Raw genomic sequence first — 25,290 nt, 5'->3', positions numbered from 1 at the left:
GTTATGATTAAAAAATTTATTTTGTATACGTTACTGACGGTAGTTTTACTCGTCGGTGGTTCATTAGCTATTGGTTATTATTATTTACAACAATTTTCTAAGCAACATATGAATGTCACGGCTGATAATCAGATGTTTGTGTTGAAAAAAGGCACCTCTTTGCATCAATTAGTTGAGCAAGTTAAGGAGAGTGATTTAATGCAACAAGCGTATTTGTTGCCTTATTTGTATAAACTCAATCCCTCTTTAAGTTCGATTAAAGCTGGAACTTATCAATTACATCCTCATATGACTGTTGATGAGTTTTTAAAGTTGTTGGTGTCGGGTAAAGAGAGCAGTTTTTTTGTGCAATTTGTTGAAGGTAAGCGTGCTAAGGATTGGTTAAATGTGCTTAGTAATACGCCTTATATCAAGCAAACATTGACCGGTAAGTCACATGATGAGATTGCGAAGATATTGGGCATTGATGATGGAAAATTGGAAGGTTGGTTATCACCAGATACATATCAATATACCGCAGATAGTTTAGATATTAATATTCTTAAGCGCGCCCATTTGACTATGAAAAACAATCTACAAAAAGTGTGGGATAATCGCGATAAAGATCTGCCTTATAAAACACCTTATGAGTTGCTGATTATTGCCTCGATTATTGAAAAAGAAACAGGCATAAGCTCTGAACGTGCTAATGTTGCTTCGGTTTTTGTTAATCGTTTAAAAGCAAATATGAAGTTGCAAACCGATCCAACCATTATTTATGGGTTAGGGGATAATTATACGGGTACGATTAGGCGTGTTGATTTGACTGATACCAATAATCCTTATAATACTTATGTGATTGAGGGGCTACCACCAACACCAATTGCTATGCCAAGTTTAGCATCACTTGAAGCAGCCGCACATCCAGCTAAAACGAATTATCTATTCTTTGTTGCTAATGGTACTGGTGGCCATACATTTAGTAGCAATTATAGTAATCATCAACAAGCGGTTAATGAATACCGCAGAATGAACAATTAATTTTTCAATTTTACAGCCACGGTTGTGGCTGTCTCCCTTTTCGATTATTCGTCTGTTGACCGAGTGGTGGTTAATTCATCAAGTTGTTTAATTAGCGCTAATAAATCATCTACCTCTATTTCTTGCTGTTTGAATGCCTCTTCAAAATATGGGTGAAGAGCAAATTTAGGTATTTCGCTTTTAGCATCGATTAACGCCTGTATGCGCGGAATAAAGATCCACTGTAACCATTCATGCGGTTGCATGGTGTCGAGTGCAAATGGCTGCTCACTTAAAAAAGCTTCTGCCTCAGGGGGTGAGGGTTGCCATAAGTTAAGGTTTTGCAGTTCATCTTTAATTAGGTTCAGTTGTATTGAAATTGTTTTCATATTAATCAGTGTTTGATAATAATTCCAATCAAAATAAGGACCAGGATCGGTTTTGCGATCTGGGGCTATGTCACTATGTCCAGTTATATTTTCGATTGGGTAGGTTTGTTGTAATAGTATGGTAACGTTGGCAAGTTGCTGGTATTGTGTCTCGGTAAAGTTGTCGGTATCACATCCTTCTATTTCTATGCCAATTGAGAAGTCGTTGCAGTTTTCTTTACCTTCAAATACTGATTTACCTGCGTGCCAAGCACGTTTATTAAATGGCACAAATTGAATAATTTCGCCATCGCGTCTTATAAATAGGTGACTTGATACTTGTAGTTTATAGATATCGGCAAAATAAGGGTGCTGATTTGGATCGAGCTTACCAGTAAAAAGTTGTTCAACATAAGGCCCGCCATATTGGTTCGGTGGCAGGCTGATATTATGAATAACTAATAATGTGATGGGGTCAGTGCGATCATTATAATACGGCGATTTGACCTGTTTGATATTGCTTATCCAACCATCAACTATTTTTAACACTTTTAAGGTCATTATGGCTCCAATAGTGTGTATTGCGATCTTGTTCACAACTTTGATTAATACAATGTTAATTGTGGTAATCAATTTGTATTTTAACTTCCAAATCTTTTTTCTGATTATTATTTCATTTTTTCAGTTTGCTATAAAGTCACTCTATCTATCATTTGATTAATCTTTAGAGGAATTTATGCATAAACAATCTGGATTTACTTTATTTGAGTTAATGATCGCTATCGTGGTAGTCGCCATTTTAACAGCTATCGGTCTGCCAGCCTATCAAAGTTATGTCAAAAAGGCCGCTTTAACCGATATGCTTCAATCAATGACAGCCTATAAAACCGCGATTGAAATTTGTGCTATTGAGCAAGGCGCATTAAATAAATGTAGTGGTGGAGCAAATGGTGTGCCCACTACCAGATCGACTAACTATGTCACATCGATCAATGTTACTAATGGCGTGATTACCATTGTGGGTAAGAGCGCGTTATCTAGTTTAACCACAACCTTAACACCAAAGTTGAACTCATCGTTAGGCAATTTAGATTGGTCACGCACTTGTGTCACCAATCCTCTTGATGACAGTTTAAAAACGGCTTGTGAAGATATTTTTAAATTTCAATAAATTATGATGCAAGAAGATCAACTGGTTGAAAGTCTCGATAAGCTATTATTATCCGCACTGGATAAGCGAGCATCTGATATTCATTTCGAGCCTTATCAACATTACTATCGAATACGCATGAGAATTGATGGTGTTTTGCAAAATAGGCTAATGCCACCACTTAGCCTTGCTAAGCAGATCACCGCTCGATTAAAAATTATGGCTAATTTAAATATTGCTGAGCACCGCTTACCGCAAGATGGTCAATTGGTAATTAATAACTATGCAATGCGAATTGCTACCTTGCCGGTGATCAACGGTGAAAAGATTGTCTTGCGGGTGATGGATAATCATGAATCTGAGCTAACCATTAATGATTTAGGATTAACCGAACAAGATCTTCTCACACTTAAACAGATTTTAGATTATCCGCAAGGGTTGATTTTGGTTACTGGCCCAACTAGTAGTGGTAAAACGATGACTTTATATAGTGCGTTAAAGCATCTAAATAAAGCTGAATGTAATATTTGTAGTGTTGAAGATCCGATCGAAATACCTTTAGAAGGTATTAATCAAACCGCGATTAATCATAAAGCCGGTCTAACTTTTTCGGTGATATTACGCGCTTTATTGCGCCAAGATCCAGACGTGATGATGATTGGCGAAATTCGTGACCATGAAACTGCTGAAATTGCCATTCAAGCCGCTCAAACAGGCCATTTAGTATTATCCACTTTGCATACTAATTCGAGTGTTGAAGCAATAGTTCGGTTAAATCAAATGGGCATCAAAAATTATCTTTTATCGTCCAGTTTGAAATTGGTTATCGCTCAACGCTTGGTGCGAAAGCTTTGCCAACATTGCAAAGTCGTTGCTAGTGAACTAACCCCAATTGATAATCAACCTTCACCACACTTTATCGCCATGGGGTGTGACAAGTGTGTAGGTGGTTATTTAGGACGAGTAGGTGTATATGAACTGTTAATGGTGACCCCAGAAGTGCAACAACAGATTATAACTAATCAACCAATCTCACCCCAAAATAGAGCCACATTACTACAAGCTGGCTTTAAGTTAGTACAACAAGGTATCACTACTTTGGCTGAATTAAATCGGGTTTTAGGTGAAGTCGTCATTGGGTGATAGTGTATGAAGCGGATCTATTTTTGGTATGACATTAATTTTCATCAAAATAAGATTATTGCCACATCAAAGCAAGATGTGAAAAGACAGCTTTTATTGCAAGGTCAAATCGCGATTAAAATTCGTGCCGATAGTATTATTACTAAAAAAAGTTTTCATCCGAGCGATCTGCTAATTATCACAAAACAGTTAGCTACTATGTTAAAGGCTGGATTATCGATTGTAGATAGTTTGAGATTACTTCTTGACGATCAGCACAAACCACAATGGCAATATTTATTGTCAGACATTAGTCAGCAAATCGCCAAAGGTGAATCATTATCCACTGTTTTAAAGCAATATCATTCGGTATTTCCTGCGCTTTATTGTGAAATTATTGCTATTGGTGAATTAACCGGACAACTCGATCACAGTTTTGAGCAATTAACCGTGCATCTTGAAAAATCATTGCAATTGCAAAAACAGATTAGAAAGGTAATGCGTTATCCGCTTTTTTTATTGTCAGTGTCAGTAGTGGTTATTATTGTGATGATGTTTATTGTATTACCCAAATTGGCCGATATTTATCAGAGTTTTGATGCTCAATTACCTTATTTTACCCAGCTAGTGATTGATATTGCTAATAAGGTTCAGCAAAATGGTGTACTCATATTATTAGTGCCATCGCTGGGTTACTTTTTATTCCAGCGTTTTTTTAAAGTCCGCTATCAACTCACGATTGATCGGCAAAAATTAGCATTGCCGTTATTGGGGCAAGTGATTCAATCACAGTGCTTAATGCAGATTTTCCACACATTAGCAATCACTCAGCAAGCAGGTATTCCATTACTAACAGGACTTAGTGCTTCGGCAAATACTACAGGAAATAGTTATTATCGTGACATTATCAATAAAATAATTAACGGTATTGAACAAGGTAATGCCTTTAGTCAAATGCTATCGTCCTATTTTCCTAAACTTTGTGTACAGCTAGTTCATGCTGGCGAAGAGTCAGGATCATTAGATGTTATGCTTAATAACTTGTCCCTCTATTATCAACAACAAAATCAAACCTTAACCGATAATTTAGTCAAAGCATTTGAGCCGATTTTGATGCTATTTTTAGCATTGATAATTGGAGGATTAGTGATTTCGATGTATTTACCCGTATTTCAAATGGGAGATGTGATTCATTAATGGCTGTTTTGGTTTTTTGTGTTGGGCTTGCGGTCGGAAGTTTTTTGCAAGTTGCTTATTGGCGATATTCTCCTTCACAATCTTTGTTTGATTATTTAGTCGCTATCACTTTTCCTCGTTCTTCGTGCCCAAATTGTCAACACTCACTTTCTGCTTGGCAGTTAATTCCAGTGCTATCATGGTTAATATTAAAAAGGCGATGTTATTTTTGTCAGCAAAAGATCGCTTTTTGCTATCCAATTTTTGAGTTGGCTGTAGCGGGATTATTTTTACTAATATATTTGAACAAAGATCTCAATTTTCAAAGTATGTTATTAATGCTACTTGCGAGTTATTTTTTGCTTTTAGCACTGATTGATTTTCGCTATTTTTTACTGCCTGATTTTTTTACACAACCGTTGATGTGGGCTGGGTTGATGATGGCTTATTTTGATCTAAATTCGTTAACCATCAGTGACGCCTTAACGGGGGTTTTTTGTGGTTATTTAATGCTTAAATTACCTGCTGTCTGTTATTTTTGCCTAACAAAACGAGCCGGTTTAGGTGGTGGGGATATTAAGCTTGTCGCGGCTTTGGGTGCTTGGCTACCTTATCAATTAATTCCATTATTGTTAATTATGGCATCATTGTCAGGCATAGTCTTTTTTATTTTTGCAAAATATAAGCAAACTAAATACAAGCAAAATATGCATGACATGATCGCCTTTGGTCCTTTTCTGCTGTTATCTGGTTATTTAATCATTTTCAGTTTGTGATCGTTATTGTTTTTTAATGACTATCTCTTTCAATATCCACATAAAATTCTTGCACTACTTTGCTTATAACTAAAAAAGATAACGATAAAAGAATTAGTTATTTTTACTTTATTCAAATTAAGATTATAGTGCGAATAAAGTCTTTTCAGATTTATCGCTAAATGTAAGGAATAATCAATGACGAGTACTACCGCTAAAAGCATTGCTGCATTAAAAGATGAAATGATTGCATGGCGCCATCATATTCATTCTCACCCTGAAACTGCATTCGAAGAGAAGCAAACAACCCAGTTTATTATCGAAAAGCTAAAATCGTTTGGAATAACCGAACTGTATACCGACTTTGCGCCAACTGGTGTGGTGGGGGTTATTCATGGTAAGAATAAAGGTCGTACTATTGCTTTACGTGCAGATATTGATGCGTTGGATATCGTTGAAGAAAACAAAATTAGCTACTGTTCGACAATTCCCGGTAAAATGCATGCTTGTGGGCATGATGGTCATACTGCAACATTGTTAGGCGCAGCAAAATATTTAAGTGCTAATCGTGATTTTTCTGGTACGGTGGTGGTGGTCTTCCAACCCGCTGAAGAAAACGAAGGCGGTGGTCGAGTGATGGTGGAAAATGGTCTATTTGAAAAATTTCCTATCGAAGCTGTTTATGGTATGCATAATCAACCTAATTTTGCGTTGAACCATTTTTTAATTAATCATGGTCCAGTCATGGCATCTTATGATGTTTTTGAAATTAAAATAACTGGTGTTGGTTCACATGCTGCTGCACCACATTTAGGTAGAGATACCATTTTAACCGCTACCAATATTGTCAATAGTTTGCAAACAATTGTCAGCCGTAATTTAAATCCAACTGATTCGTTGGTTATTAGTGTGACACAGATTCATAGTGGCGATACTTGGAATGTGCTTCCACAACATGCGGTGATTCGTGGAACAGTTAGGGCATTGAGTGCTGAAGATCAAGATTTAGCAGAAGAAAGAATCAAACATATTTCAACTGGAACCGCTTTAACGTTTTGTACAAAAGCCGAAGTTGATTATCAACGCCGTTACCCAGCAACTATCAATCATGCTAAACAGGCGGATATAGCAATTAAAGTTGCCCAAAAACTTGTGGGTAACGATAAGATTGTGATTGATTCACCACCAACAATGGGGTCAGAAGATTTTGCTTTTATGTTGCAAAAAGTGCCGGGCGTTTATATCAAAATTGGTGCGGGAGATGGCGCGAATCTTCATAACCCGTCGTATAATTTTAATGATGAGATCTTAACAACTGGTGCAGAATATTTTGTTGAAATTGTTCATCAAGAGTTAGGTAATTAATACATCAAAAAGCAGGAATAATTATAAAACTATTCCTGCTTGATCGTATTAAATTATAACTTTAATTCACTATCAGGTTGACCTTTGACTCTGAATTTTGTTTCACTATCAAAACCATTTGCTAACACTATTTGAGCATAAACTTCATCATTTTGCCCAACTTTTAATGCCGCTAAGATTTGACCACCTTCACGCCAGTTTCCTTCAAGTTCATATTCAAGTTTATCACCGATTTCCGGTAATGCTTTACTATGACCTTTTAATAGATAAAGCCCGCGATTATTTGCACCGCGGAATTGCGCTCTAGCTACCATCTCTTGCCCACAATAACAACCTTTATCAAAGCTTATTGCTTTAAAATGTTGTAAATTACAAGCTTGAGGAAGCAGGCTTTCAATATTAGGTGCATCAATAATAGCGTGACCAGCTTCTAATTCAAGTTGTAACCAGTGATTAGATGGTTGTAAATTAGTAGGTAATGGTTCAGACGATACTTTTATCACCCGCAACTTAGGCGATGTGAGTTTAATATAAGTTACACCACCAATAGTAATACAATTGTGATCGCCCAATGCTGAAATCACAGAAGGATCTATTGCATCATCTTCCAATCCGACTAGATTTAAATCCAGAACGGGCTCTATAGTTACTTTAGAAAAAACTGCCGTTTTTTTCAATTCACTAATTTGTCTTTCGGCAACACTTTTACGTAAGATATAGAATATATCTTCACCTCGTTGGAATAATATAAAATTACTCCACATACGTCCTTTTGCATCACAATGTGCTGCAAATGATGCTGAGTTTCCGTTAATACGACTAAGGTCAGCTGTTACTTGTCCCTGTAAAAATGTACGGTTATCCATACCTGATACTTTGACTAATTGCCAATCAGATAGGGAGGTTTGTTTGTAATAAGAATTGGCCATTAAAAACACCTTTTAATTATAATGAGCCCTAATATACATATATAAAAGAGCGTAAACAAAAGCGAAAACGCCTTTAATAATTCAAAATTAATCAATTAGTCGATCGATTAATTTCTCACTATTATTGCATTAAAATAGATAAAATAAACTTTTACAAGTTATTTCTTTCAAAAATGAGTACTAGTACCCAAAATTGAGAATAAGTTAACTTATATTGTTGACTTTATTGATTTTCTGTATTAGTTCATGCAAAATGGGGAAAAAATGACAAATTAGTTATAAATGGAGGCAACAACCATGGCAAAACTGTCAGGCGCAGAAATGGTCATTCAATCCTTGATTGATCAGGGAGTTAAGCAAATTTTTGGTTATCCAGGAGGCAGTGTTCTAGATATTTATGATGCCATTCATACCCTAGGTGGAATTGAGCATATTTTAGTCCGTCATGAACAAGCTGCTGTCCATATGGCTGATGGTTATGCCAGATCAACTGGTGATGTCGGTGTCGTTTTGGTTACCTCTGGTCCTGGCGCAACGAATACTATTACCGGTATTGCTACTGCTTATATGGATTCTGTGCCTTTAGTTATCTTATCAGGTCAAGTCGCCAGTAATTTAATTGGTAATGATGCTTTCCAAGAGTGTGATATGGTTGGGATCTCTCGCCCGATTGTTAAACATAGCTTTTTAATAAAAGATAGCAAAGATATTCCAGAAACGATAAAAAAAGCATTTTATATTGCCTCAACAGGCCGACCAGGTCCAGTTGTGATTGATTTGCCAAAAGATATTGTTAATCCGGCAAATAAATATAACTATAGCTATCCACAATCAGTCTCAATGCGCTCTTACAATCCAACCATTCAAGGGCATAAAGGACAAATCAAAAAAGCATTAACTACATTATTATCAGCTAAAAAACCTGTTCTATATATTGGTGGCGGTGTAATTAGTGCCAATGCTAGCGACGCGGTTAAATCTTTAGCTGATAAATTAAATCTTCCTGTTGCCTCAACATTAATGGGAATTAGTGCTTTTCCAGGAACTGATAAAAAATATTTAGGTATGATTGGTATGCATGGTGTCTATGAAGCGAATATGGCCATGCATAACGCCGATGTGATTTTTGCTGTCGGTGCTCGCTTTGATGATAGAACGACTAATAATGTTGAAAAATATTGTCCCAAAGCAAAAATTATTCATATTGATATTGATCCAACGTCAATATCTAAAACAGTATCCGCTGCAATTCCGGTAGTTGGCGATGCTAAAAAAGTACTTGAGACAATGTTAACTCAACTCAATGAAATTAATGTTGATCGTGATTTAGATGCGCTAATCGATTGGTGGAAGCAAATTGACCATTGGCGTGCGCGCAAATGTTTAGCATACAGCCACAAAGGTAAAAGCATTAAACCACAAGAAGCCATTGAAGTTTTATATAAATTAACCAAAGGTGACGCATATATTGCTACCGATGTAGGTCAACATCAAATGTTTACGGCGCTTTATTACCCATTTGACAAACCGCGTCACTTTATTACTTCTGGTGGACTGGGTACTATGGGATTTGGTTTGCCAGCGGCATTAGGTGTTAAACTTGCGTTTCCTAAAAAGCATGTAGTTTGTGTGACTGGTGATGGAAGTATTCAGATGAATATTCAAGAGCTGTCAACCGCATTGCAATATGGTTTGCCAGTGATTGTATTAAATCTTAACAATCGCTTTTTAGGGATGGTTAAACAGTGGCAAGATATGATTTATGCAGGTCGTCACTCTTCATCTTATATGGAGTCACTCCCCGATTTTGCAAAAATTGCCGAAGCTTATGGTCATGTAGGTATGAGGATTGATAAAAGTGAAGATCTGGAACCGAAACTGAAAGAAGCGCTTTCGATAAAAAATCGTTTAGTCTTTATTGATGTCATGACGGATGCTACGGAACATGTTTATCCAATGCAAATTCGTGGTGGAGCAATGAATGAAATGTGGCTAAGTAAAACGGAGAGAACCTAATGCGTTATATACTATCAATTTTAACAGAAAACGAACCGGGTGCTTTGTCACGAATCATTGGTTTATTTTCACAACGTGGATTCAACATTGAATCGATTACTACTGCACAAACCGAAGATCCAACCATGAGTCGTATGACGATTCAAACAACGGGGGATGAGCATGTAATTGAGCAGATCCAAAAACAACTGCATAAGCTGGTCAATGTTTATCGGGTGAATGATTTAACCGAAGGTCCTCACGTTGAGCGTGAAATCATGCTGGTTAAAGTGGCGGCGAAAGGTTCTGATGCGCGTGATGAAGTAAAACGCTGTGCTGATATTTTTCGAGGCTCGATAGTCGATGTAACTGCTACTCATTATATTGTACAGTTATCAGGAACGAGCGAAAAGTTAGACTCGTTTTTAGCCTCAATTCGTGAAACGTGTAATATTGTTGAAATTGTGCGTTCTGGAATTATCGGTCTATCCCGGAGTGAAAAAACAGTCAATCATTAATTTTATAATTAAAAGTTAAATTTTTACTTTATTATAAAATAAGACTTATAAGGAATAAGTTTTAATGCCATTTATTGTTTTTTTGACGATAATTCAATTAATTATTTCATTTATTTATTCTATTATTTCTTATCCAATAAAAAAATTTAGAATAAATAAATATAAAAATAAGCTAATAGCCGGTAGTTTTACTGACCTCAAACCTTTTAGAATGTTAACTAAACAGGAAAGAGATGGTTTAGAAACCTATTTATCGATGAACCAATCTTCTGGGAAAAAAAAGTCATCATTAGTTTCTCGAGAAGTGATGTTAATATCCGGTAGTTGTGTCAAACAAACTAAATTTTCGCATACCGAAAACACTTGTTCCTATAAAATCCAAAATATTGATGTTGTATTTCCTTTCAATATGGATCGTTACCTTACTGATTATAACGAAGTTGAAATTGCGCTTACGCAAAATTTCGCTATTGCTGTTAAGGTCAATGATCACCAAATAGGTTCAGCATTATATGCGGCCTATTTGGTTGATGAAAAAAATGATAAACAGAGTTCGGTATATTGGCAGAGCGGCATTTCAAAATACTCCAAAGACGAAAACTTCGATGAAAATGCTATTTATACAGTAAGGCCAAACGCTAAACTCAGTAAAAAATTGGGTTACGAAATTTTATCAGTTCGAAAAGAAACATCTCAAGAATCAGCTTCCCGTAACAAATTAAATAAAGGAATCCTCACGGTATTTTTTTGTTCTTTTGTCGTAAGCTATTTTAATCGTTTTTGGGACACAAAAGAATTAAACGATCTGTTTTGGTTTGCAGTGAATTTGCTGGTTGCTATTTACTTTTATTTTCGTAAACCAAAAAATAAAGCTAAAGTACAATTTATTAATCAAATAAAAGGAAAAATAGATAAAAAAATTGTTAAATCTAATGAGATTATAATTGGCCATGGTTTGAAATTAAAGTATCCCAAAAATTGGCAATCATTTATCCCTGAAAATAGCGCTTTTGATGTTGATTTAGATGTTGATGTTGAGAGTAAAAAAATTGTCCGTTATGGCTACGATATGTCGGTTAATAAAGAGGTTGAACAATTTGGGCCACCAAAATTTTGGGGACGTAATCTATGGCTTTTTTTAGCTGGCATGTTCTACCTTTATGCTATCAATAATCAAGCAAAGGTGAGTGACAATTTCTTATTTGCTTATCATCAATACAATCACGATTCTAAAATTTGGTTTTTTGATGATCCATCAAAATTAGTTACTAGCGACATCAAGTCGGGTGATGTAGTGAAATTAAATTTTTTAGATGTGTCATGTGAAGTACCTGTTAAAAATAAAGCCGATAGATGTATTGAAGCATTAATTCAAAGTGCCGATACCTCTTTTCATTTAGCCAGTTCCTCAAGCTATTTTCTTCTACATGGTTTAAAAGAAAATACAACTTCTCAATCGGGTGAGAGTGAAGATCTACAATCTATCGTTCATGCTGATCATGTCACGGTGTCGGGATTCGTTTCGAATGTTGATTATGACGCTAATCATACCATTTCAACATTAACCATAAATACGCAAGAGTTATACCAAAAAGATATAAGTGAAAATCTATTACCAATTTGTGTAAACCTGCTGTTATTTTTGCTTTTCGCTTCAGCCACCGTTTTTAACGGTATTATGTTGTTATTGAAACCCATTGTGAATCGAATTCGTAACTTTAAAATTAAAAATATCTATACTTATCGTCTACTTTAAGTTGATTTTTACCATTATTGAGATTTTTTAATAAAAAAATTGGCAGATTAAAGACGAGAAAATTTAAATCTAACGGCACATTAAGCACTTTTTTTATCAATAGTCAATTATTTCCAAATTAATTTCTAAAAATGTGGCATAGAACATTGGCTTCGGACTTATGTCCTAGTTAACTGAAAAATTTCCTTATTATAATTAATTCAAATCACTAATTATTCAGGAAATATTATGACCGCACATATTAATGCTAATCCCAACGACTTTGCACAAACCGTTATCATGCCAGGTGATCCTTTACGGGCGAAATTTATTGCAGAAAATTACTTAACCGACGCCAAAGAGGTTTGTAATGTACGTAATATGCTTGGATATACTGGTTTATATCAAGGAAAAGCCGTGTCAGTAATGGGGCACGGAATGGGAATTCCATCAATAACCCTTTATGCACATGAACTAATTAATGACTTTAATGTTAAACGGATTATTCGAGTAGGTTCTTTAGGTGCCACACAGCAAAGCGTTAAAATGCGTGATGTGATTTTAGCTGTAGCAGCAGGAACCGATTCGATGACAAATCAAAAAAGAGCAAATGGTTATAACATTGCTACATCAGCGACATTTTCCTTATTACATCGAGCTTATGAAATGGCTAATAACATGAATTTACCGGTTAAAGTAGGGAATGTATTTAGCGGTGATCTTTATTATGATCCTGACGAAACATTAATAAGTACACTCGAAAAATCAGGGGTGTTAGGTATCGATATGGAAGTGGCTGGTCTATATGGAATTGCTCAACAATTCAATGTCGAATCGTTAGCGATTTTAACCGTTTCAGACCACTGCTTAACTGGTGAAGAAACAACTGCGGAAGAGAGGCAAATGACATTTAATAATATGATCAAACTTGCTTTAAACGTGGCTGTTAACTCTTAATTTATTGCGTTTCTCGGATGGAAATATGAAAAATAAATTATCGCTCACACTTATTAGTTTTTTAGCTAATTTTATTATGGCTGGCTTTGCCAGTCAGTTTGGTATGCTAATAGAACCCATAGCACAGAGTTTTAATGCAGATGTAAACAGTGTCGCATTCATTTTTTCTTTATTAAATGGTGGGGCGTTAATAGGCACTATTTTGGCATTCTTTTTAATCGATATTATTGGGATTAAACGCATCACCTTGCTTAGTTATTCGATTATAATTGCCAGTTCGCTTATTTTATATATCACAAACTCGCTTTTGATACTTCAAGTTTGTATGACTTTAATTGGTTTGTGCGGTGGTATAGGGCTCTGCATTGCGGGGACAATTGTGGTATCAACTTGGCAAGATAAGATCCAAAGTACAATGTTAGTCGTACAAGATGCGACATTTAACATTGCTGGTGTCATCTTCCCACTGATTACTACCTACGCTTTAACTCATGACTTATCTTGGGCAAGTAGCTATTTAATGGTTGGGCTGGTAACAGTCTTAATGTTATTTATCATTATATTGACTAATTTCGATTTAATTAGTCATCCAACAATCAAACAGTCTCAGCCATCAGAGTGGAATTTTGGGATATTATCTGCTGGTATTGGATTATTTTTGGCAATGTTAGCATTATATACCTTCTTAACGTGGGCCCCGTTATTTGTTAGCCAAAAATTTTCTATATCGTTTGAATTGGCTGGCAATATTATTACCCAATATTGGGCAGCAGCTTTAATTGGGGCATTAGTTTCAACGGTGATCGTGACGCGAGTTAAAATTGAACACTTTTTTATCTCAATTATTTTATTAGCTTTTATTATGACATTGATGATCGTCAACACCGAATACAGTGATAACGATAGCCTTGATCGCATTGGCTACTTAACTTATGGATATGGATTCGTCTGCTCTGCTTTATATAATGCCTTTGTCGCTTATGGTGTAACCTTTGTAAAAAATGCATCAAGCAAAAATGTTTCATTTATTTTAATCAGTGGCAGTGCAGGGGCGATGTTTAGCCCAGCTATTAGCTCAATACTGCATAACTATTTAGACATTCAAGTTATTATGAATACCATACCAATATATTATGCCGTTATTATCGTTATGTTGGCTATATCAATGTTCTTAAAGAAAAGAGCTCTAAAAAAGTAATCAATGAAATTAACTTAGGATATCGCTTTTATTACAATGGTTGACTATAATGATGCCTCTTCAGAATGAGATAACGCGATAGATAATTAACTATCAATATGTTATCGATTCTGATGGGGTATATATTTTGTGGTTAAAAACTTCGGTGATATGCAATTAAAATCTTTAAATAAAGGTCGATTTAGCCGTTATTGGCAGGAAAACAATAAATTACTCGAATCAATTATAGAACAATGCATTGTAGAAAAGAAAATTGTCGATGAAAAAACCACGCTTTTTCATCAAGGATGTAAAGTCGATAATTTAGTTGTTGTTTATAATGGTACGATTTCGATACGCTATCAGGCTAATAATGGTCGTCGATTCCATCTTGGTACAGTAGATTGTGATGAGCATATATTTGGTGAAATGGAGTTTTTTACCGACTATTTATGTCAATTTGATATCATTGCCGAAGAAGCCCTAACTGTCGCTATCGTCAGCATTGATAAATTATATCAATCATTACTCAAATATCCTAAATTAGCACTGTTTTTTGCTAGTGCTATTGCTTTTGATTATCAAGAAACATTAGATATCTTCTTAAAAAGAACTTTATATTCAATTTGTTATAACATTGCTTATGATATATATCAGCATCATCTAAATATTCATCCCGTTAATAATTTTCAAAAAAACTACTTAGAAGCAGAACGTTTTGGCACTACCGATCGTGTCTATCGTCGGGCCGTTAATGAATTAATTCATTTAGATATTATTCATAAAGTTGCTGGTAAATTGGAAATTAAGGATATTGATAATTTAAAAGATTTTATCGAATTCAAAGGAAAATTCGCTAAATAGAGTAGGAATAGATTAAAAATAAAGTCGCTTTTAAAAACGCTGTTTGTCAATAAAAGAATTATTGGATTAAGGAATTACTATGGATTGGTTTACGCTTGTAAAAATTGGCATTTTAATTTTTGGAATGGTTAGCTTTATTCTTTTTAAAGGCGAGCGCAGTATAAATATGGATAATTTAAACGACCACTTAAGCCTACGTGAACCAATAAGAGATCTAACGGATGAAGAGCTAGACCTATTACAACCGTTTTTAACCAGTAAAATGGCGGTTTATCCCTATAAATTTCAATCCTCACTAGTTGATAACAAAGTATCACAACTTCAAGGGATTTGTTGTCGTCATAGTCTTAACAAAAATACTGATGAAATTGACTATTATTATGAAATAGACGATATAGAGCTGTTCTTTCCATATAATATGGATAAGCATATTGATCAATTTAATATTATAGAAATTGTATTTACCAAACGGTATGGGATTGTCGTTAACATTAATGATCACGATATTAAGACAGCACAAGAAAACTATGATCCAAACGAGGAATATGAATTTAAAGATTTTGGGCATTTAAAAGAGCATGCTGACAAATTTTATGAAAAACGCAACGATAATATAGATGCTTTTGATATTGAGTCACTCACTATTTATGATGGTGAGCGCGATTACACGCAAATTGATCAAAAAAATGATTTGAAAAACCTCGATGAGGTAAATTCAGACGATTTAATTAATAAAAAACTTTACCAACGAGAATAAACACCATTGGAAGCCACAATTCGAAGCAAATTTAGAAATTATTTACCATTTGCTATTAGCAATTTTTTATTGATATTGTCATGTCATTAACCACGATGATTAACGGTGTTAAAAGAGTTAATAAAAAAAGTTAATCAACACCGAATTAAAGAAATTAAAAAATATTATGAAAATAGATTAGGTACTATCATTAATCTTGAATAAACCGTTTTAATATAAAGTTTAAATAAAAAGATCTTAAAATTATGTTAACTATTTTAGCCACTTTAGCCACTATTTTTTTCGTATTCGTGATGGTTTGTTCAATCATCTTGATACGACAAGTAAAGAAAGATTTAAATAAAAAAAGGCCCACTAAAAAAGAAACCTTTATCCGTGAAAATGCAACTCGACAACTAACTGAAGAAGAAGCTACTTTTCTTCAGCCTTATCTTGATGATAAAGAAAAAATTACGCCGCCTTATCAATGGGAAAGCTCACTAATTAATTCTGATGTTACGACAATTAAAGGTTATATTGAAAAAGAATTTACTGATGAAATCAGTTATGAATATTATTACAAGATAGGTAATATTCAGTTATTTTTTCCTTATAATATGGATATCGGTATTATGGGCTTTGAAGCTCGATATCAAGGGGAATTTATCACCAAGACTAAAATTCTCAATACGGTTGAAATTGTCTTTACTAATAGTTATGCAATCGTTGTTAAAATAAACAGTTATGATTTATTGCAAGCTAGTTTAAAACTGCCATCTCGTAAACAGGAACAACTCAATGATTTTTGGCAGACGGGAAAAATTAAACCTATTCGTATGAATAGTATAGAAAGATCTAATGAGACCTTAACACAACTAGTAACAGAGACATCTGAAAAAAAAACGCCTTTTGAAATTCTTAGCAAACGAGAAAAAAATCAATTTGAAACCGCGCTTCAAGATCGAAGCAATTCTGGCAAATTAATGACAGTTTTTTTTGTTTTAGGCGTAATATTTTTATTAGCTTTAGAACATTTTCAGTCGATTGCCTTGGTTATTTTTTCAATCATCTGTTTTATTTTTTCCCTAATAGCATCGCGTATAAAACGAGAATTGCCGACCGAATATGTTAATCATATCAAAGCTGAAATAAGGCTTAACAAGCCTAGCTATTGCCGATTTTTTATCGATTCGAACATTGATGTTTACTATCCTGCATACTGGAAAATGTTTCTCCCCAATAACACCGATATACCGATTGATATGCATGTCGAACTTAAAACTAAACAATTGCTTAGTTGTGGTGAATATTTATCGATTAGCGAAGAAGTAAAAAATTATGGTGCCCCCAAATTTGTTCATCATAATATTATATTAGCCATTACGGGATTTATATTGGCTATCTTAATTTTCTTTTTTACTCATGCGGGTGAAAAATTTGATTTTACGTATCAGCAATTAACCGCGCCAGATACTACTTGGATTATTGATGATAAAGTAAGTTTGAAGCAATCCGCCATCCACTCTTTGGATCGAGTTAATTTGGATCTATCTCGTATTTTATGTGATATTCAAAATACGCAAGATATCAAATCTCAACACCTTCAATGTGATAAAATAAAGGGTATTTCATCAGGTAATAGTAGCAAAATTACGGATCAAGTTAGCAAAGAAAACTATCATAATGGAGAAATTTCGAAACTAACACTTTCAACTGATTATGGAAATGATATCTATAAAAATCAGTTATTTTCATCGCCAATTTTGATCAACAATTTTGTCTTTCTGTTTGTTATCTTCATCGCCTTAATTAATACTATTATTTATATATGGAAAAAAGCCGCCAACCAATTTAGGCTCGAAAAAATTATTAGTCATTATCAAGATAAAATTCTTGAATATAACGATTAACTGTTCGGGGTTAATAGCAGTAATTAAATAATAGACACCAAGTTAGTAAACAAACTAAGTAATTAAACTCAATTATTCAATTGTGAGAGAAACCATATTCTGTTATACTAATTTCCCGTCTGATTCATCATATATTGCATGGGTTTTATCATTTAAACTAATGTGATATTGTTCAATTAAATTAATAATGGTCTGGTATTAATGGTCACGAATTATATTTTTGTTACAGGCGGTGTCGTTTCTTCTTTAGGTAAAGGCATTGCCGCAGCCTCATTAGCTGCAATTTTAGAAGCCCGCAATTTAAAAGTCACCATGCTAAAACTCGATCCCTACATCAACGTCGATCCGGGAACAATGAGCCCAATTCAACATGGTGAAGTTTTTGTGACTGAAGACGGTGCCGAAACCGATCTCGATTTGGGTCATTATGAGCGTTTTATTCGCACCAAAATGAGCCGAAAAAACAATTTTACAACTGGACGTATTTATTCTGACGTTTTACGAAAAGAGCGTCGTGGAGACTATTTAGGCGCGACAGTCCAAGTTATCCCTCATATTACCAATGCGATTAAAGATCGTGTTATTGATGGTGCCAAAGGTTATGATGTCGCTATCGTTGAAGTGGGTGGCACAGTGGGGGATATCGAATCACTACCATTCTTAGAAGCAATTCGCCAATTAGCGGTTGATGTTGGTCGTGAACATACCTTATTTATGCACTTAACATTAGTGCCTTATCTTGCATCATCAGGTGAAGTTAAAACCAAACCGACCCAACACTCAGTTAAAGAGTTATTATCAATTGGTATTCAACCTGACATACTAATTTGCCGTTCAGATCGCGCAATTCCGGCTAACGAAAGAGCTAAAATTGCACTATTTTGTAATGTGCCTGAACGAGCAGTGATTTCACTTAAAGATGTTGATTCGATTTATAAAATTCCAGCATTATTGAAATCACAAAATTTAGATACCTACGTGTGCAATCGTTTCCATCTTGAATGTAAGGAAGCCGATCTTTCTGAATGGGAACAAGTCATCTATGAAGAAGCGAATCCAGTAGGTGAAGTCACAATTGGCATGGTAGGTAAATACATCGAATTACCTGATGCATATAAATCAGTAAATGAAGCGTTAAAACACGGTGGATTAAAAAACCGTTTAACTGTTCATATTCGTTATATTGATTCAGAAGACCTCGAATCACGCGGTACCGATTTACTTGCAGGCTTAGATGCGATTTTAATACCGGGTGGATTTGGTTATCGTGGCGTTGAAGGTAAAATTATTGCTGCGCGCTATGCACGTGAAAACAAAATACCTTATTTAGGAATTTGCCTCGGAATGCAAGTTGCTATGATAGAGTATGCACGTAATGTAGCGGGTATTAAAGATGCCAACTCTACAGAGTTTGTAAAAGATTGTGCAAGTCCTGTTATTGGATTAATCACTGAATGGAGTGATGAGTCTGGTAATGTGGTTCAACGTAATGAAAATAGCGACTTAGGTGGCACCATGCGTTTAGGTTCGCAAATCTGTCATTTAGAGCCAAATTCATTAGTCGCTCAAATGTATAAAAAAGAGTCGATAACCGAACGTCACCGTCACCGTTACGAAGTCAATAACAACTTATTACCAGAAGTTGTCAAGGCTGGCTTAAAAGTGACAGGGTTATCAACTGATAAAAAATTAGTGGAAATTATTGAAATTCCAGACCATCCTTGGTTTGTTGCATGTCAGTTCCATCCAGAATTTACATCAACTCCACGTGATGGACATCCATTATTTAGTAGTTTTGTTAAAGCTGCCAAAGATTATCAAGATCAGCAGCAAAAATAATTTATGTTTACATTAGGTATATATCTGTCATATAGAGGAAAATAACATGGCAAAAATCGTTAAAGTACATGGTCGTGAAGTCATCGACTCTCGTGGTAACCCAACTGTTGAAGCTGAAGTTCATTTAGAAGGTGGTTTCGTTGGTCTTGCAATCGTTCCATCTGGTGCATCAACAGGTTCACGTGAAGCGTTAGAACTTCGCGATGGTGACAAATCTCGCTTTTTAGGTAAAGGCGTACTTAAAGCTGTTGAAAACGTAAATGGACCAATCGCTAAAGCAGTTATTGGTAAAGATGCGTTAGATCAAGCTGCAATCGACCAAATCATGCTTGATTTAGACGGTACTGATTTCAAATCTAACTTAGGTGCTAACTCAATCCTAGCAGTATCTTTAGCAACAGCTAAAGCTGCAGCAGCAGCGAAAGGTGTACCACTTTATCAACACATCGCTGACCTAAATGGTACTCCAGGTCAATACTCTATGCCATTACCAATGATGAACATCATCAACGGTGGTGAACACGCTGATAACAACATCGACCTTCAAGAATTCATGATTCAACCAGTTGGTGCTAAAACAGTTCGTGAAGCAATCCGTATGGGTTCTGAAGTATTCCACAACTTAGCAAAAGTACTTCACGCTAAAGGCATGAATACTGCTGTTGGTGACGAAGGTGGTTTTGCGCCTAACTTAGGTTCAAACGCTGAAGCATTAGCATGTATCAAAGAAGCTGTAGAAAAAGCAGGTTATGTACTAGGTAAAGACATCACTTTAGCGATGGACTGTGCTGCATCTGAATTCTACAACAAAGAAACTGGTAAATACGTATTAAAAGGTGAAGGAAACAAAGAATTCACTGCTGAAGAATTTACTCACTATTTAGAAGGTTTAACTAATGAGTATCCAATCGTATCAATCGAAGATGGTTTAGATGAAAGCGATTGGGAAGGTTGGGCATACCAAACTAAAGCATTAGGTCACAAAATCCAATTAGTTGGTGACGATCTATTTGTAACTAACACCAAAATCTTCAAACAAGGTATTGAAAAAGGCATCGCTAACTCAATCCTAGTTAAAGTTAACCAAATCGGTACATTAACTGAATCTATCGCAGCAGTTAAAATGGCGAAAGATGCTGGTTATACAGCAGTAATTTCACACCGTAGTGGTGAAACTGAAGATTCAACAATTGCTGATTTAGCTGTTGGTTTAGCTGCTGGTCAAATCAAAACTGGTTCTATGAGCCGTTCTGACCGTGTTGCTAAATACAACCAATTAATCCGTATTGAAGAAGCGCTTGGTTCAAAAGCACCATTCAACGGTTTAAAAGAAGTTAAAGGTCAATAATTCGTTTTTTTAAACGATCATAAAAACGGTGACACAGTTCACCGTTTTTTTATTCATCACACCGCAAGGGTTGCGTTGACTAAGGTTGTGTTGTACTCTTATCAGCTTACTTAAAACATTTAAATTTAACGTTAATATTAAATTGATATTTAATAATTTAGCCACATATAATTTTCTTACAAACTTACGAACACATTTTTCTGCTTATGAATAATATTACGAATATGTCCCAGCCTAAAAGTAAATGGCAACTTTTTAACTGGCTTTGTACAGGTAAACTACCGCTTAATGAACTATGGCTTAAACCGACTTATCGTTATAAATTTTTTTTCAGGACCCTATTTTTAAGCCCAATAACGCTTAAATTACTAGATAAATTAAGACAATACCCATTACTTGGATACTATCTATCATGCCAAACCAATTTACCCTGTAAATTACAACGACCTTATTTAGCATCTTGTTTAAGTCAACAAGAGCGCTATGAAGCCTTAGCCTATCATTATGACTTTTTAGCAAATCATCCTGATAGCATGACTAAAGCTTTTTACAATCCAGATTCATCATTTGAACTAGCAAGTGTTGTGGCTAAGAACGAAGCTAACATAAAAATCGCCATCCAAGCACGTAACAAGTTTGCTCGTGAAGGTGAGCTAAGCTTATATTTTTATGACAATGATGGCATTGATTTAGCCACGTTAACCTTCACCATTAACCAATACCAACAAAAACCAACACTGTTTATAGCAGGATTACAAGGAACGGGGCATCAAGACGCTCGCACCAGAGTTCAGCAAGCAACAAAACAGTGTTATGGACTATTTCCTAAACGTGTTGTGGTGGAAGCCGCATTAATTATTGCTCGTTATTTCCAGCTTGAACAAATTATTGCTGTGGGCAATAAAACCCATGTTTACAACAACTGGCGCTACAACAGCCGACAAGAAAGAATCTTATCTGATTATGATGATTTTTGGTTAACTATTGACGGTAAACAAGACGAAAGATCGTTATTTATTTTACCCACCCAAATCAACCGAAAAGCCATTGAAGATATTGCCAGTAAAAAACGTTCTGAGTATCGCAATCGTTATGCATTATTAGATGAACTGCAAAATAAAATTGAAACTCAATTAGCAGCATTAACATAATAGTATGGATTAACGACAAAAAAAATCGCTTGTTTAAATTAGCAAGCGATATAAAAAATTCGACTTTTAAAAATGAAAATAAAGGAATAAAACATGTATTTTGGTATTCTTATTGCTTTAGTGCCGTTATGTCTAGGTTATTTGATTAAATTCAAAGAGCAAAAATGGATCACCAAAATAAACCTAATCTTAAGTTGGATGGTCTATTTTATTTTATTTATCATGGGAACCGAGTTGGCTCATTTAGATAATCTAGCTTCTAACATAAAAGTTATCCTATTTTACACCGCGATCATTTTTGTTTGTACCTTTGGTGGCAATTTCATCTTTTTAGCGCTAATTGACCTATTTTTACCGTGGCGCACCACCCATAGTAAACAAAATTATGAATCACGATTCAAAATGATCTTAGAATCACTGCGAGTGTGCATTGCGCTAATCGCCGGCTTTATTGCCGGACTCTTTCCACTCTTTATTTGGCAATATAGTGAAGACATCACCAAAGTGGTACTCGTCTTTTTACTGCTACTTATTGGTATACAATTACGAAGTAACAACATCTCACTAAAACAGATCCTACTCAACAAAGTCGGTATAGTTACCACTATTATTGTGGTACTAAGTACCTTCTTAGGCGGGATTATTGCAGCACTCATACTGTCACAACCTGTACGAGTAGGGCTGGCAATGTCATCAGGCTTTGGCTGGTATTCACTATCAGGAATACTCATGACCGAAGCTCATGGCCCAATTATAGGCAGTGCCGCTTTCCTAAATGACATCCTACGCGAATTATGCGCCATTATCCTAATCCCAACCCTAATCAAACGATACAAATTCACAGCGTTAGGTTTATGTGGTGCTACATCGATGGACTTTACGCTACCTATGCTACAAAAAGGCGCGGGAATCAGCATCGTACCACCCGCAATCGTCCAAGGCTTTCTATTAACCTTAATCATGCCGATTTTTATGACCTTGTTTAATTATGGTTAAAAATCGATATTAGAGTAAAAAAGTTGAGGAGCGGGGTTTTCTAAGCCCTAAAAAATAGTATTTTTATAACCCTTTTTTTAATCAAAAAATAAAATAATTAAAAATCATAATTTTAAAAAAATATTGAAAAAAAAGGGTTTTTAAAACTCCAAATGCCCTTTGCCTTTTTGCAATCAACGATTATAGTATGTCTTGTTCTAGGTTTATGCCGTGTAGGCAGTTAATAAAATATAATTTTCGAATCAATCAACACTAGTCACTTTATTCAGTGCAGATAATATCCCGTTTCTTAAAAAGTTGAGGAGCGGGGTTTTTGAGGCTTTAAATTTCACTTAAAAAATTATTCAAATATCAAAATCACTGAATTTCTAATTCAAAGCCCAAAAATAAAATTTTTGAGGATCAATCGCTCTAATTTTAAAGATTTGCAATTGCGATATATTCAATTAAAACAATAGATAACCAATTATAACTTAGATCCTTTTTAGATCTTATTTACAAAAGTTAACGTAAATGAGCGAAAAAAAGTGTTGCATCGTGTTTTTCCAATCACTATACTTTTTACACGGTTTTAGCTAATAGGCTAAAATTTGACAGAAAAGTATAAAATTTTAAATTAATCAAAAAATTACTTGACAGGATAGTCTAAAATGCAATATAATTTTCAACAGCCAACAGCCAACAGCCAACCTGCCAAACCTATCTTTTAAATTCGTCTAAGTTCACTACCCAGCTTAAATTTTTTTCTGAATCTTATTTTTCTACTCAATCAAGTGAAATTCTGCGAATTTTCGCGCGATCCTTTATTCGATCCTTTCCCAAATTATCCTGGCAGATTGTTTTTTTCGTGGCTTTTTTTCTTCCTTTTTCGAGTCACGCATTGACATCACAGACAACTAGGAATGCGATACAGGGTAGTGCACCTTATCTGACTTTCGACGGTGGTCGTACTCGTGCGGTTGATGCTAACGGTCTGCTTGGGATTACGCTATCTAATGGAACTAAATATACACCTTCAACCAATACTTCATCTTCTTCAGCACCAATCGTCTTGCCGGCTGCGGGTCAGAGTTTTGCTGATATTCGTATGTTTGTTCCTACTAATACTAATTCAGTCGCTTTGAGTTCTCTTATCGGTCCTCCTAATAATTATTGGGGGGATGATGATGGTGATGCTAACGTTACTGCTACAGGTTCTTTAAGTTTATCTATCGTCGATAAAAACAATGAATCTGTATCACGTAGTACCGTTCCAACAATTTGTAAGGCACCTTATAAGGTTACGTTATCCAGTACTAGCGGTACATTATCTACTCGTTACGGTTTTCCTAATCGTAGTACTTTCAATGCCCATAGTGTGATTTATTACGTCAATCCTAAGGCAGCGCCGGTGGTTTGTTTTGCCAGACCTGATTTGTCAGGTCGATATGCTGTGTGGGAGCCTGCTAAGGGTTTTCGCACTCAGTCATCTGACCCGTTAAGTTACGGTAAAAACTTTCCTACTACTGGCGCTAATGGATTGTACTTTGATTTACTCATTAGTGGTAGTAGTCAGCCATTGTCTTGGTCTTCTGTTTCTCAGGGTGGTATCACCGTTACAATGTCTAATCCTACAGCTACAAGCGTACGCGTTACTTTAACGGGTCCTTACGCTACCACATCCCAGCATAGTTCATCCAGTCCTCGTCCTGTTTCTAAACCTACTTTGCCTCAGACCTTCGAGTTGGTCGGTCGAGATAGTCAAGGTAATCCAGTTGTTAAATATGGTTTTACTTTGAAGCAGTGGTTCGTCAACCGTGGTTCTTGGTATGGTGATTTCCTTCCTAGCTCACATTGGTGTGGTATTATTGGTTATCGAATGCCGCGCGTAAAGGATTTAACCAATGCAGTTCGTACAGAATATCTTGCTATCTCTGGTGCCACTCCTCGTTCACCTGGTAATCAGTACATGCGTTATATAGGTTCGGGTTTTTTTACGGAGTGGGGGCGTATGGCCAATTACTTTAACGTTGGCTTCACCGGCTTTTATTACTGGACTCGTGACACGGATAATCCTGCTATTAGTGGTAGAACCCGGTTTGTTGTGAGTTCAAACAACGGGATGGTGGGTTATTACCTCAACACCTTCAACTACTCCGTGCTTTGCGCCTATCCTTAGTTCTTATTTCTTCGTCCTTAATCCTTAGGGCGGGGGTGGGAG

At 35.5% G+C, this 25,290-nt stretch carries 21 protein-coding genes and 1 pseudogene; 19 read left to right on the top strand and 3 right to left on the bottom strand.

Annotated elements, in window-relative coordinates:
• The first annotated feature begins 6 nt into the window (after positions 1 to 6).
• A complete protein-coding gene (gene mltG / locus A9G08_RS08685; protein ID WP_416379945.1) occupies positions 7 to 1,020 on the top strand; it encodes an endolytic transglycosylase MltG in 1,014 nt (337 codons plus the stop codon).
• Positions 1,021 to 1,064: 44 nt separating this feature from the next.
• Here mltG and A9G08_RS11905 read toward each other — a convergent pair whose 3' ends face one another.
• Positions 1,065 to 1,388, bottom strand: a complete 324-nt coding sequence (locus A9G08_RS11905) for a YqcC family protein (protein ID WP_370632609.1) — start codon at positions 1,386 to 1,388, stop codon at positions 1,065 to 1,067.
• Positions 1,383 to 1,928: pseudogene (gene ampD, locus A9G08_RS11900) on the bottom strand (1,6-anhydro-N-acetylmuramyl-L-alanine amidase AmpD); the annotation flags it as partial. The pseudogene ampD and the gene A9G08_RS11905, both read right to left, overlap by 6 nt.
• A gap of 175 nt (positions 1,929 to 2,103) precedes the next feature.
• Between ampD and ppdD the strand changes: the two are divergent.
• The 5 genes from ppdD (at position 2,104) to A9G08_RS08655 (ending at position 6,935) form a co-directional block, all read left to right on the top strand.
• Positions 2,104 to 2,538: a prepilin peptidase-dependent pilin gene (ppdD, locus tag A9G08_RS08675; protein WP_065563313.1), complete on the top strand. Its 435-nt coding sequence runs from the start codon at positions 2,104 to 2,106 to the stop codon at positions 2,536 to 2,538.
• Between the two features lie 3 nt (positions 2,539 to 2,541).
• Positions 2,542 to 3,660, top strand: a complete 1,119-nt coding sequence (locus A9G08_RS08670) for an ATPase, T2SS/T4P/T4SS family (RefSeq protein ID WP_065563312.1) — start codon at positions 2,542 to 2,544, stop codon at positions 3,658 to 3,660.
• A gap of 6 nt (positions 3,661 to 3,666) precedes the next feature.
• Positions 3,667 to 4,836, top strand: coding sequence for a type II secretion system F family protein (locus A9G08_RS08665; RefSeq protein ID WP_065563311.1), 1,170 nt, complete (start codon positions 3,667 to 3,669; stop codon positions 4,834 to 4,836).
• Positions 4,836 to 5,591, top strand: coding sequence for a prepilin peptidase (locus A9G08_RS08660; RefSeq protein WP_065563310.1), 756 nt, complete (start codon positions 4,836 to 4,838; stop codon positions 5,589 to 5,591). Before A9G08_RS08665 ends, A9G08_RS08660 begins: the two co-directional genes overlap by 1 nt.
• A 177-nt stretch (positions 5,592 to 5,768) precedes the next feature.
• Positions 5,769 to 6,935, top strand: a complete 1,167-nt coding sequence (locus tag A9G08_RS08655; RefSeq protein ID WP_065563309.1) for a M20 aminoacylase family protein — start codon at positions 5,769 to 5,771, stop codon at positions 6,933 to 6,935.
• A gap of 53 nt (positions 6,936 to 6,988) precedes the next feature.
• Here A9G08_RS08655 and ygfZ read toward each other — a convergent pair whose 3' ends face one another.
• Positions 6,989 to 7,864 carry a tRNA-modifying protein YgfZ gene (gene ygfZ / locus A9G08_RS08650; protein ID WP_081299549.1) on the bottom strand — a complete coding sequence of 292 codons (876 nt, stop codon included), beginning with the start codon at positions 7,862 to 7,864 and terminating at the stop codon, positions 6,989 to 6,991.
• Positions 7,865 to 8,161: 297 nt separating this feature from the next.
• On the opposite strand from ygfZ, the gene ilvI reads away from it, so the two are divergent.
• The 13 genes from ilvI to A9G08_RS08585 all read left to right on the top strand — a co-directional run bounded on the left by ilvI (position 8,162) and on the right by A9G08_RS08585 (position 25,248).
• On the top strand, positions 8,162 to 9,880 hold the full coding sequence (ilvI, locus tag A9G08_RS08645) for an acetolactate synthase 3 large subunit (RefSeq protein WP_065563308.1): 1,719 nt from the start codon (positions 8,162 to 8,164) through the stop codon (positions 9,878 to 9,880).
• On the top strand, positions 9,880 to 10,377 hold the full coding sequence (gene ilvN, locus A9G08_RS08640; RefSeq protein WP_065563307.1) for an acetolactate synthase small subunit: 498 nt from the start codon (positions 9,880 to 9,882) through the stop codon (positions 10,375 to 10,377). The genes ilvI and ilvN overlap by 1 nt, the downstream gene beginning before the upstream one ends.
• Before the next feature lie 64 nt (positions 10,378 to 10,441).
• Positions 10,442 to 12,133: an IgaA/UmoB family intracellular growth attenuator gene (locus tag A9G08_RS08635; RefSeq protein ID WP_065563306.1), complete on the top strand. Its 1,692-nt coding sequence runs from the start codon at positions 10,442 to 10,444 to the stop codon at positions 12,131 to 12,133.
• Between the two features lie 228 nt (positions 12,134 to 12,361).
• Positions 12,362 to 13,069 carry a purine-nucleoside phosphorylase gene (gene deoD, locus A9G08_RS08630; RefSeq protein ID WP_065563305.1) on the top strand — a complete coding sequence of 236 codons (708 nt, stop codon included), beginning with the start codon at positions 12,362 to 12,364 and terminating at the stop codon, positions 13,067 to 13,069.
• 25 nt (positions 13,070 to 13,094) lie between these two features.
• The gene (gene tsgA, locus A9G08_RS08625; RefSeq protein WP_065563304.1) at positions 13,095 to 14,267 is read left to right on the top strand and encodes an MFS transporter TsgA; all 1,173 of its coding nucleotides are present in this window, start codon (positions 13,095 to 13,097) and stop codon (positions 14,265 to 14,267) included.
• Between the two features lie 150 nt (positions 14,268 to 14,417).
• A complete protein-coding gene (locus tag A9G08_RS08620; RefSeq protein ID WP_065563337.1) occupies positions 14,418 to 15,110 on the top strand; it encodes a Crp/Fnr family transcriptional regulator in 693 nt (230 codons plus the stop codon).
• Positions 15,111 to 15,189: 79 nt separating this feature from the next.
• The gene (locus A9G08_RS08615) at positions 15,190 to 15,867 is read left to right on the top strand and encodes an IgaA/UmoB family intracellular growth attenuator (protein WP_065563303.1); all 678 of its coding nucleotides are present in this window, start codon (positions 15,190 to 15,192) and stop codon (positions 15,865 to 15,867) included.
• Between the two features lie 245 nt (positions 15,868 to 16,112).
• Positions 16,113 to 17,756 carry an IgaA/UmoB family intracellular growth attenuator gene (locus A9G08_RS08610; protein ID WP_065563302.1) on the top strand — a complete coding sequence of 548 codons (1,644 nt, stop codon included), beginning with the start codon at positions 16,113 to 16,115 and terminating at the stop codon, positions 17,754 to 17,756.
• 201 nt (positions 17,757 to 17,957) lie between these two features.
• Positions 17,958 to 19,595, top strand: a complete 1,638-nt coding sequence (pyrG, locus tag A9G08_RS08605) for a glutamine hydrolyzing CTP synthase (protein ID WP_065563301.1) — start codon at positions 17,958 to 17,960, stop codon at positions 19,593 to 19,595.
• Positions 19,596 to 19,641: 46 nt separating this feature from the next.
• Positions 19,642 to 20,943, top strand: coding sequence for a phosphopyruvate hydratase (gene eno, locus A9G08_RS08600; protein ID WP_065563300.1), 1,302 nt, complete (start codon positions 19,642 to 19,644; stop codon positions 20,941 to 20,943).
• A 224-nt stretch (positions 20,944 to 21,167) separates the two neighbouring features.
• A complete protein-coding gene (locus A9G08_RS08595) occupies positions 21,168 to 22,094 on the top strand; it encodes a VirK/YbjX family protein (protein ID WP_218058455.1) in 927 nt (308 codons plus the stop codon).
• Positions 22,095 to 22,187: 93 nt separating this feature from the next.
• Positions 22,188 to 23,090 carry a lysine exporter LysO family protein gene (locus A9G08_RS08590; protein ID WP_065563298.1) on the top strand — a complete coding sequence of 301 codons (903 nt, stop codon included), beginning with the start codon at positions 22,188 to 22,190 and terminating at the stop codon, positions 23,088 to 23,090.
• A gap of 880 nt (positions 23,091 to 23,970) precedes the next feature.
• The gene (locus A9G08_RS08585) at positions 23,971 to 25,248 is read left to right on the top strand and encodes a hypothetical protein (RefSeq protein WP_065563297.1); all 1,278 of its coding nucleotides are present in this window, start codon (positions 23,971 to 23,973) and stop codon (positions 25,246 to 25,248) included.
• Positions 25,249 to 25,290 lie beyond the last annotated feature (42 nt).

It is taken from the genome of Gilliamella sp. wkB195, assembly GCF_001690445.1.
Taxonomy (GTDB): Bacteria; Pseudomonadota; Gammaproteobacteria; order Enterobacterales; family Orbaceae; genus Gilliamella; species Gilliamella apicola_E.
This window is presented reverse-complemented; position numbering and strand designations above follow the sequence as displayed.

Excerpts from the sequence above, each read along its gene's own strand:
- A9G08_RS11905 (WP_370632609.1), bottom strand. The coding sequence starts at position 1,388 with ATGAAAACAATTTCAATACAACTGAACCTAATTAAAGATGAACTGCAA.
- ppdD (WP_065563313.1), top strand. The coding sequence starts at position 2,104 with ATGCATAAACAATCTGGATTTACTTTATTTGAGTTAATGATCGCTATC.
- A9G08_RS08670 (WP_065563312.1), top strand. The coding sequence starts at position 2,542 with ATGATGCAAGAAGATCAACTGGTTGAAAGTCTCGATAAGCTATTATTA.
- A9G08_RS08665 (WP_065563311.1), top strand. The coding sequence starts at position 3,667 with ATGAAGCGGATCTATTTTTGGTATGACATTAATTTTCATCAAAATAAG.
- A9G08_RS08660 (WP_065563310.1), top strand. The coding sequence starts at position 4,836 with ATGGCTGTTTTGGTTTTTTGTGTTGGGCTTGCGGTCGGAAGTTTTTTG.
- A9G08_RS08655 (WP_065563309.1), top strand. The coding sequence starts at position 5,769 with ATGACGAGTACTACCGCTAAAAGCATTGCTGCATTAAAAGATGAAATG.
- ygfZ (WP_081299549.1), bottom strand. The coding sequence starts at position 7,864 with ATGGCCAATTCTTATTACAAACAAACCTCCCTATCTGATTGGCAATTA.
- ilvI (WP_065563308.1), top strand. The coding sequence starts at position 8,162 with ATGGCAAAACTGTCAGGCGCAGAAATGGTCATTCAATCCTTGATTGAT.
- ilvN (WP_065563307.1), top strand. The coding sequence starts at position 9,880 with ATGCGTTATATACTATCAATTTTAACAGAAAACGAACCGGGTGCTTTG.
- A9G08_RS08635 (WP_065563306.1), top strand. The coding sequence starts at position 10,442 with ATGCCATTTATTGTTTTTTTGACGATAATTCAATTAATTATTTCATTT.
- deoD (WP_065563305.1), top strand. The coding sequence starts at position 12,362 with ATGACCGCACATATTAATGCTAATCCCAACGACTTTGCACAAACCGTT.
- tsgA (WP_065563304.1), top strand. The coding sequence starts at position 13,095 with ATGAAAAATAAATTATCGCTCACACTTATTAGTTTTTTAGCTAATTTT.
- A9G08_RS08620 (WP_065563337.1), top strand. The coding sequence starts at position 14,418 with ATGCAATTAAAATCTTTAAATAAAGGTCGATTTAGCCGTTATTGGCAG.
- A9G08_RS08615 (WP_065563303.1), top strand. The coding sequence starts at position 15,190 with ATGGATTGGTTTACGCTTGTAAAAATTGGCATTTTAATTTTTGGAATG.
- A9G08_RS08610 (WP_065563302.1), top strand. The coding sequence starts at position 16,113 with ATGTTAACTATTTTAGCCACTTTAGCCACTATTTTTTTCGTATTCGTG.
- pyrG (WP_065563301.1), top strand. The coding sequence starts at position 17,958 with ATGGTCACGAATTATATTTTTGTTACAGGCGGTGTCGTTTCTTCTTTA.
- eno (WP_065563300.1), top strand. The coding sequence starts at position 19,642 with ATGGCAAAAATCGTTAAAGTACATGGTCGTGAAGTCATCGACTCTCGT.
- A9G08_RS08595 (WP_218058455.1), top strand. The coding sequence starts at position 21,168 with ATGTCCCAGCCTAAAAGTAAATGGCAACTTTTTAACTGGCTTTGTACA.
- A9G08_RS08590 (WP_065563298.1), top strand. The coding sequence starts at position 22,188 with ATGTATTTTGGTATTCTTATTGCTTTAGTGCCGTTATGTCTAGGTTAT.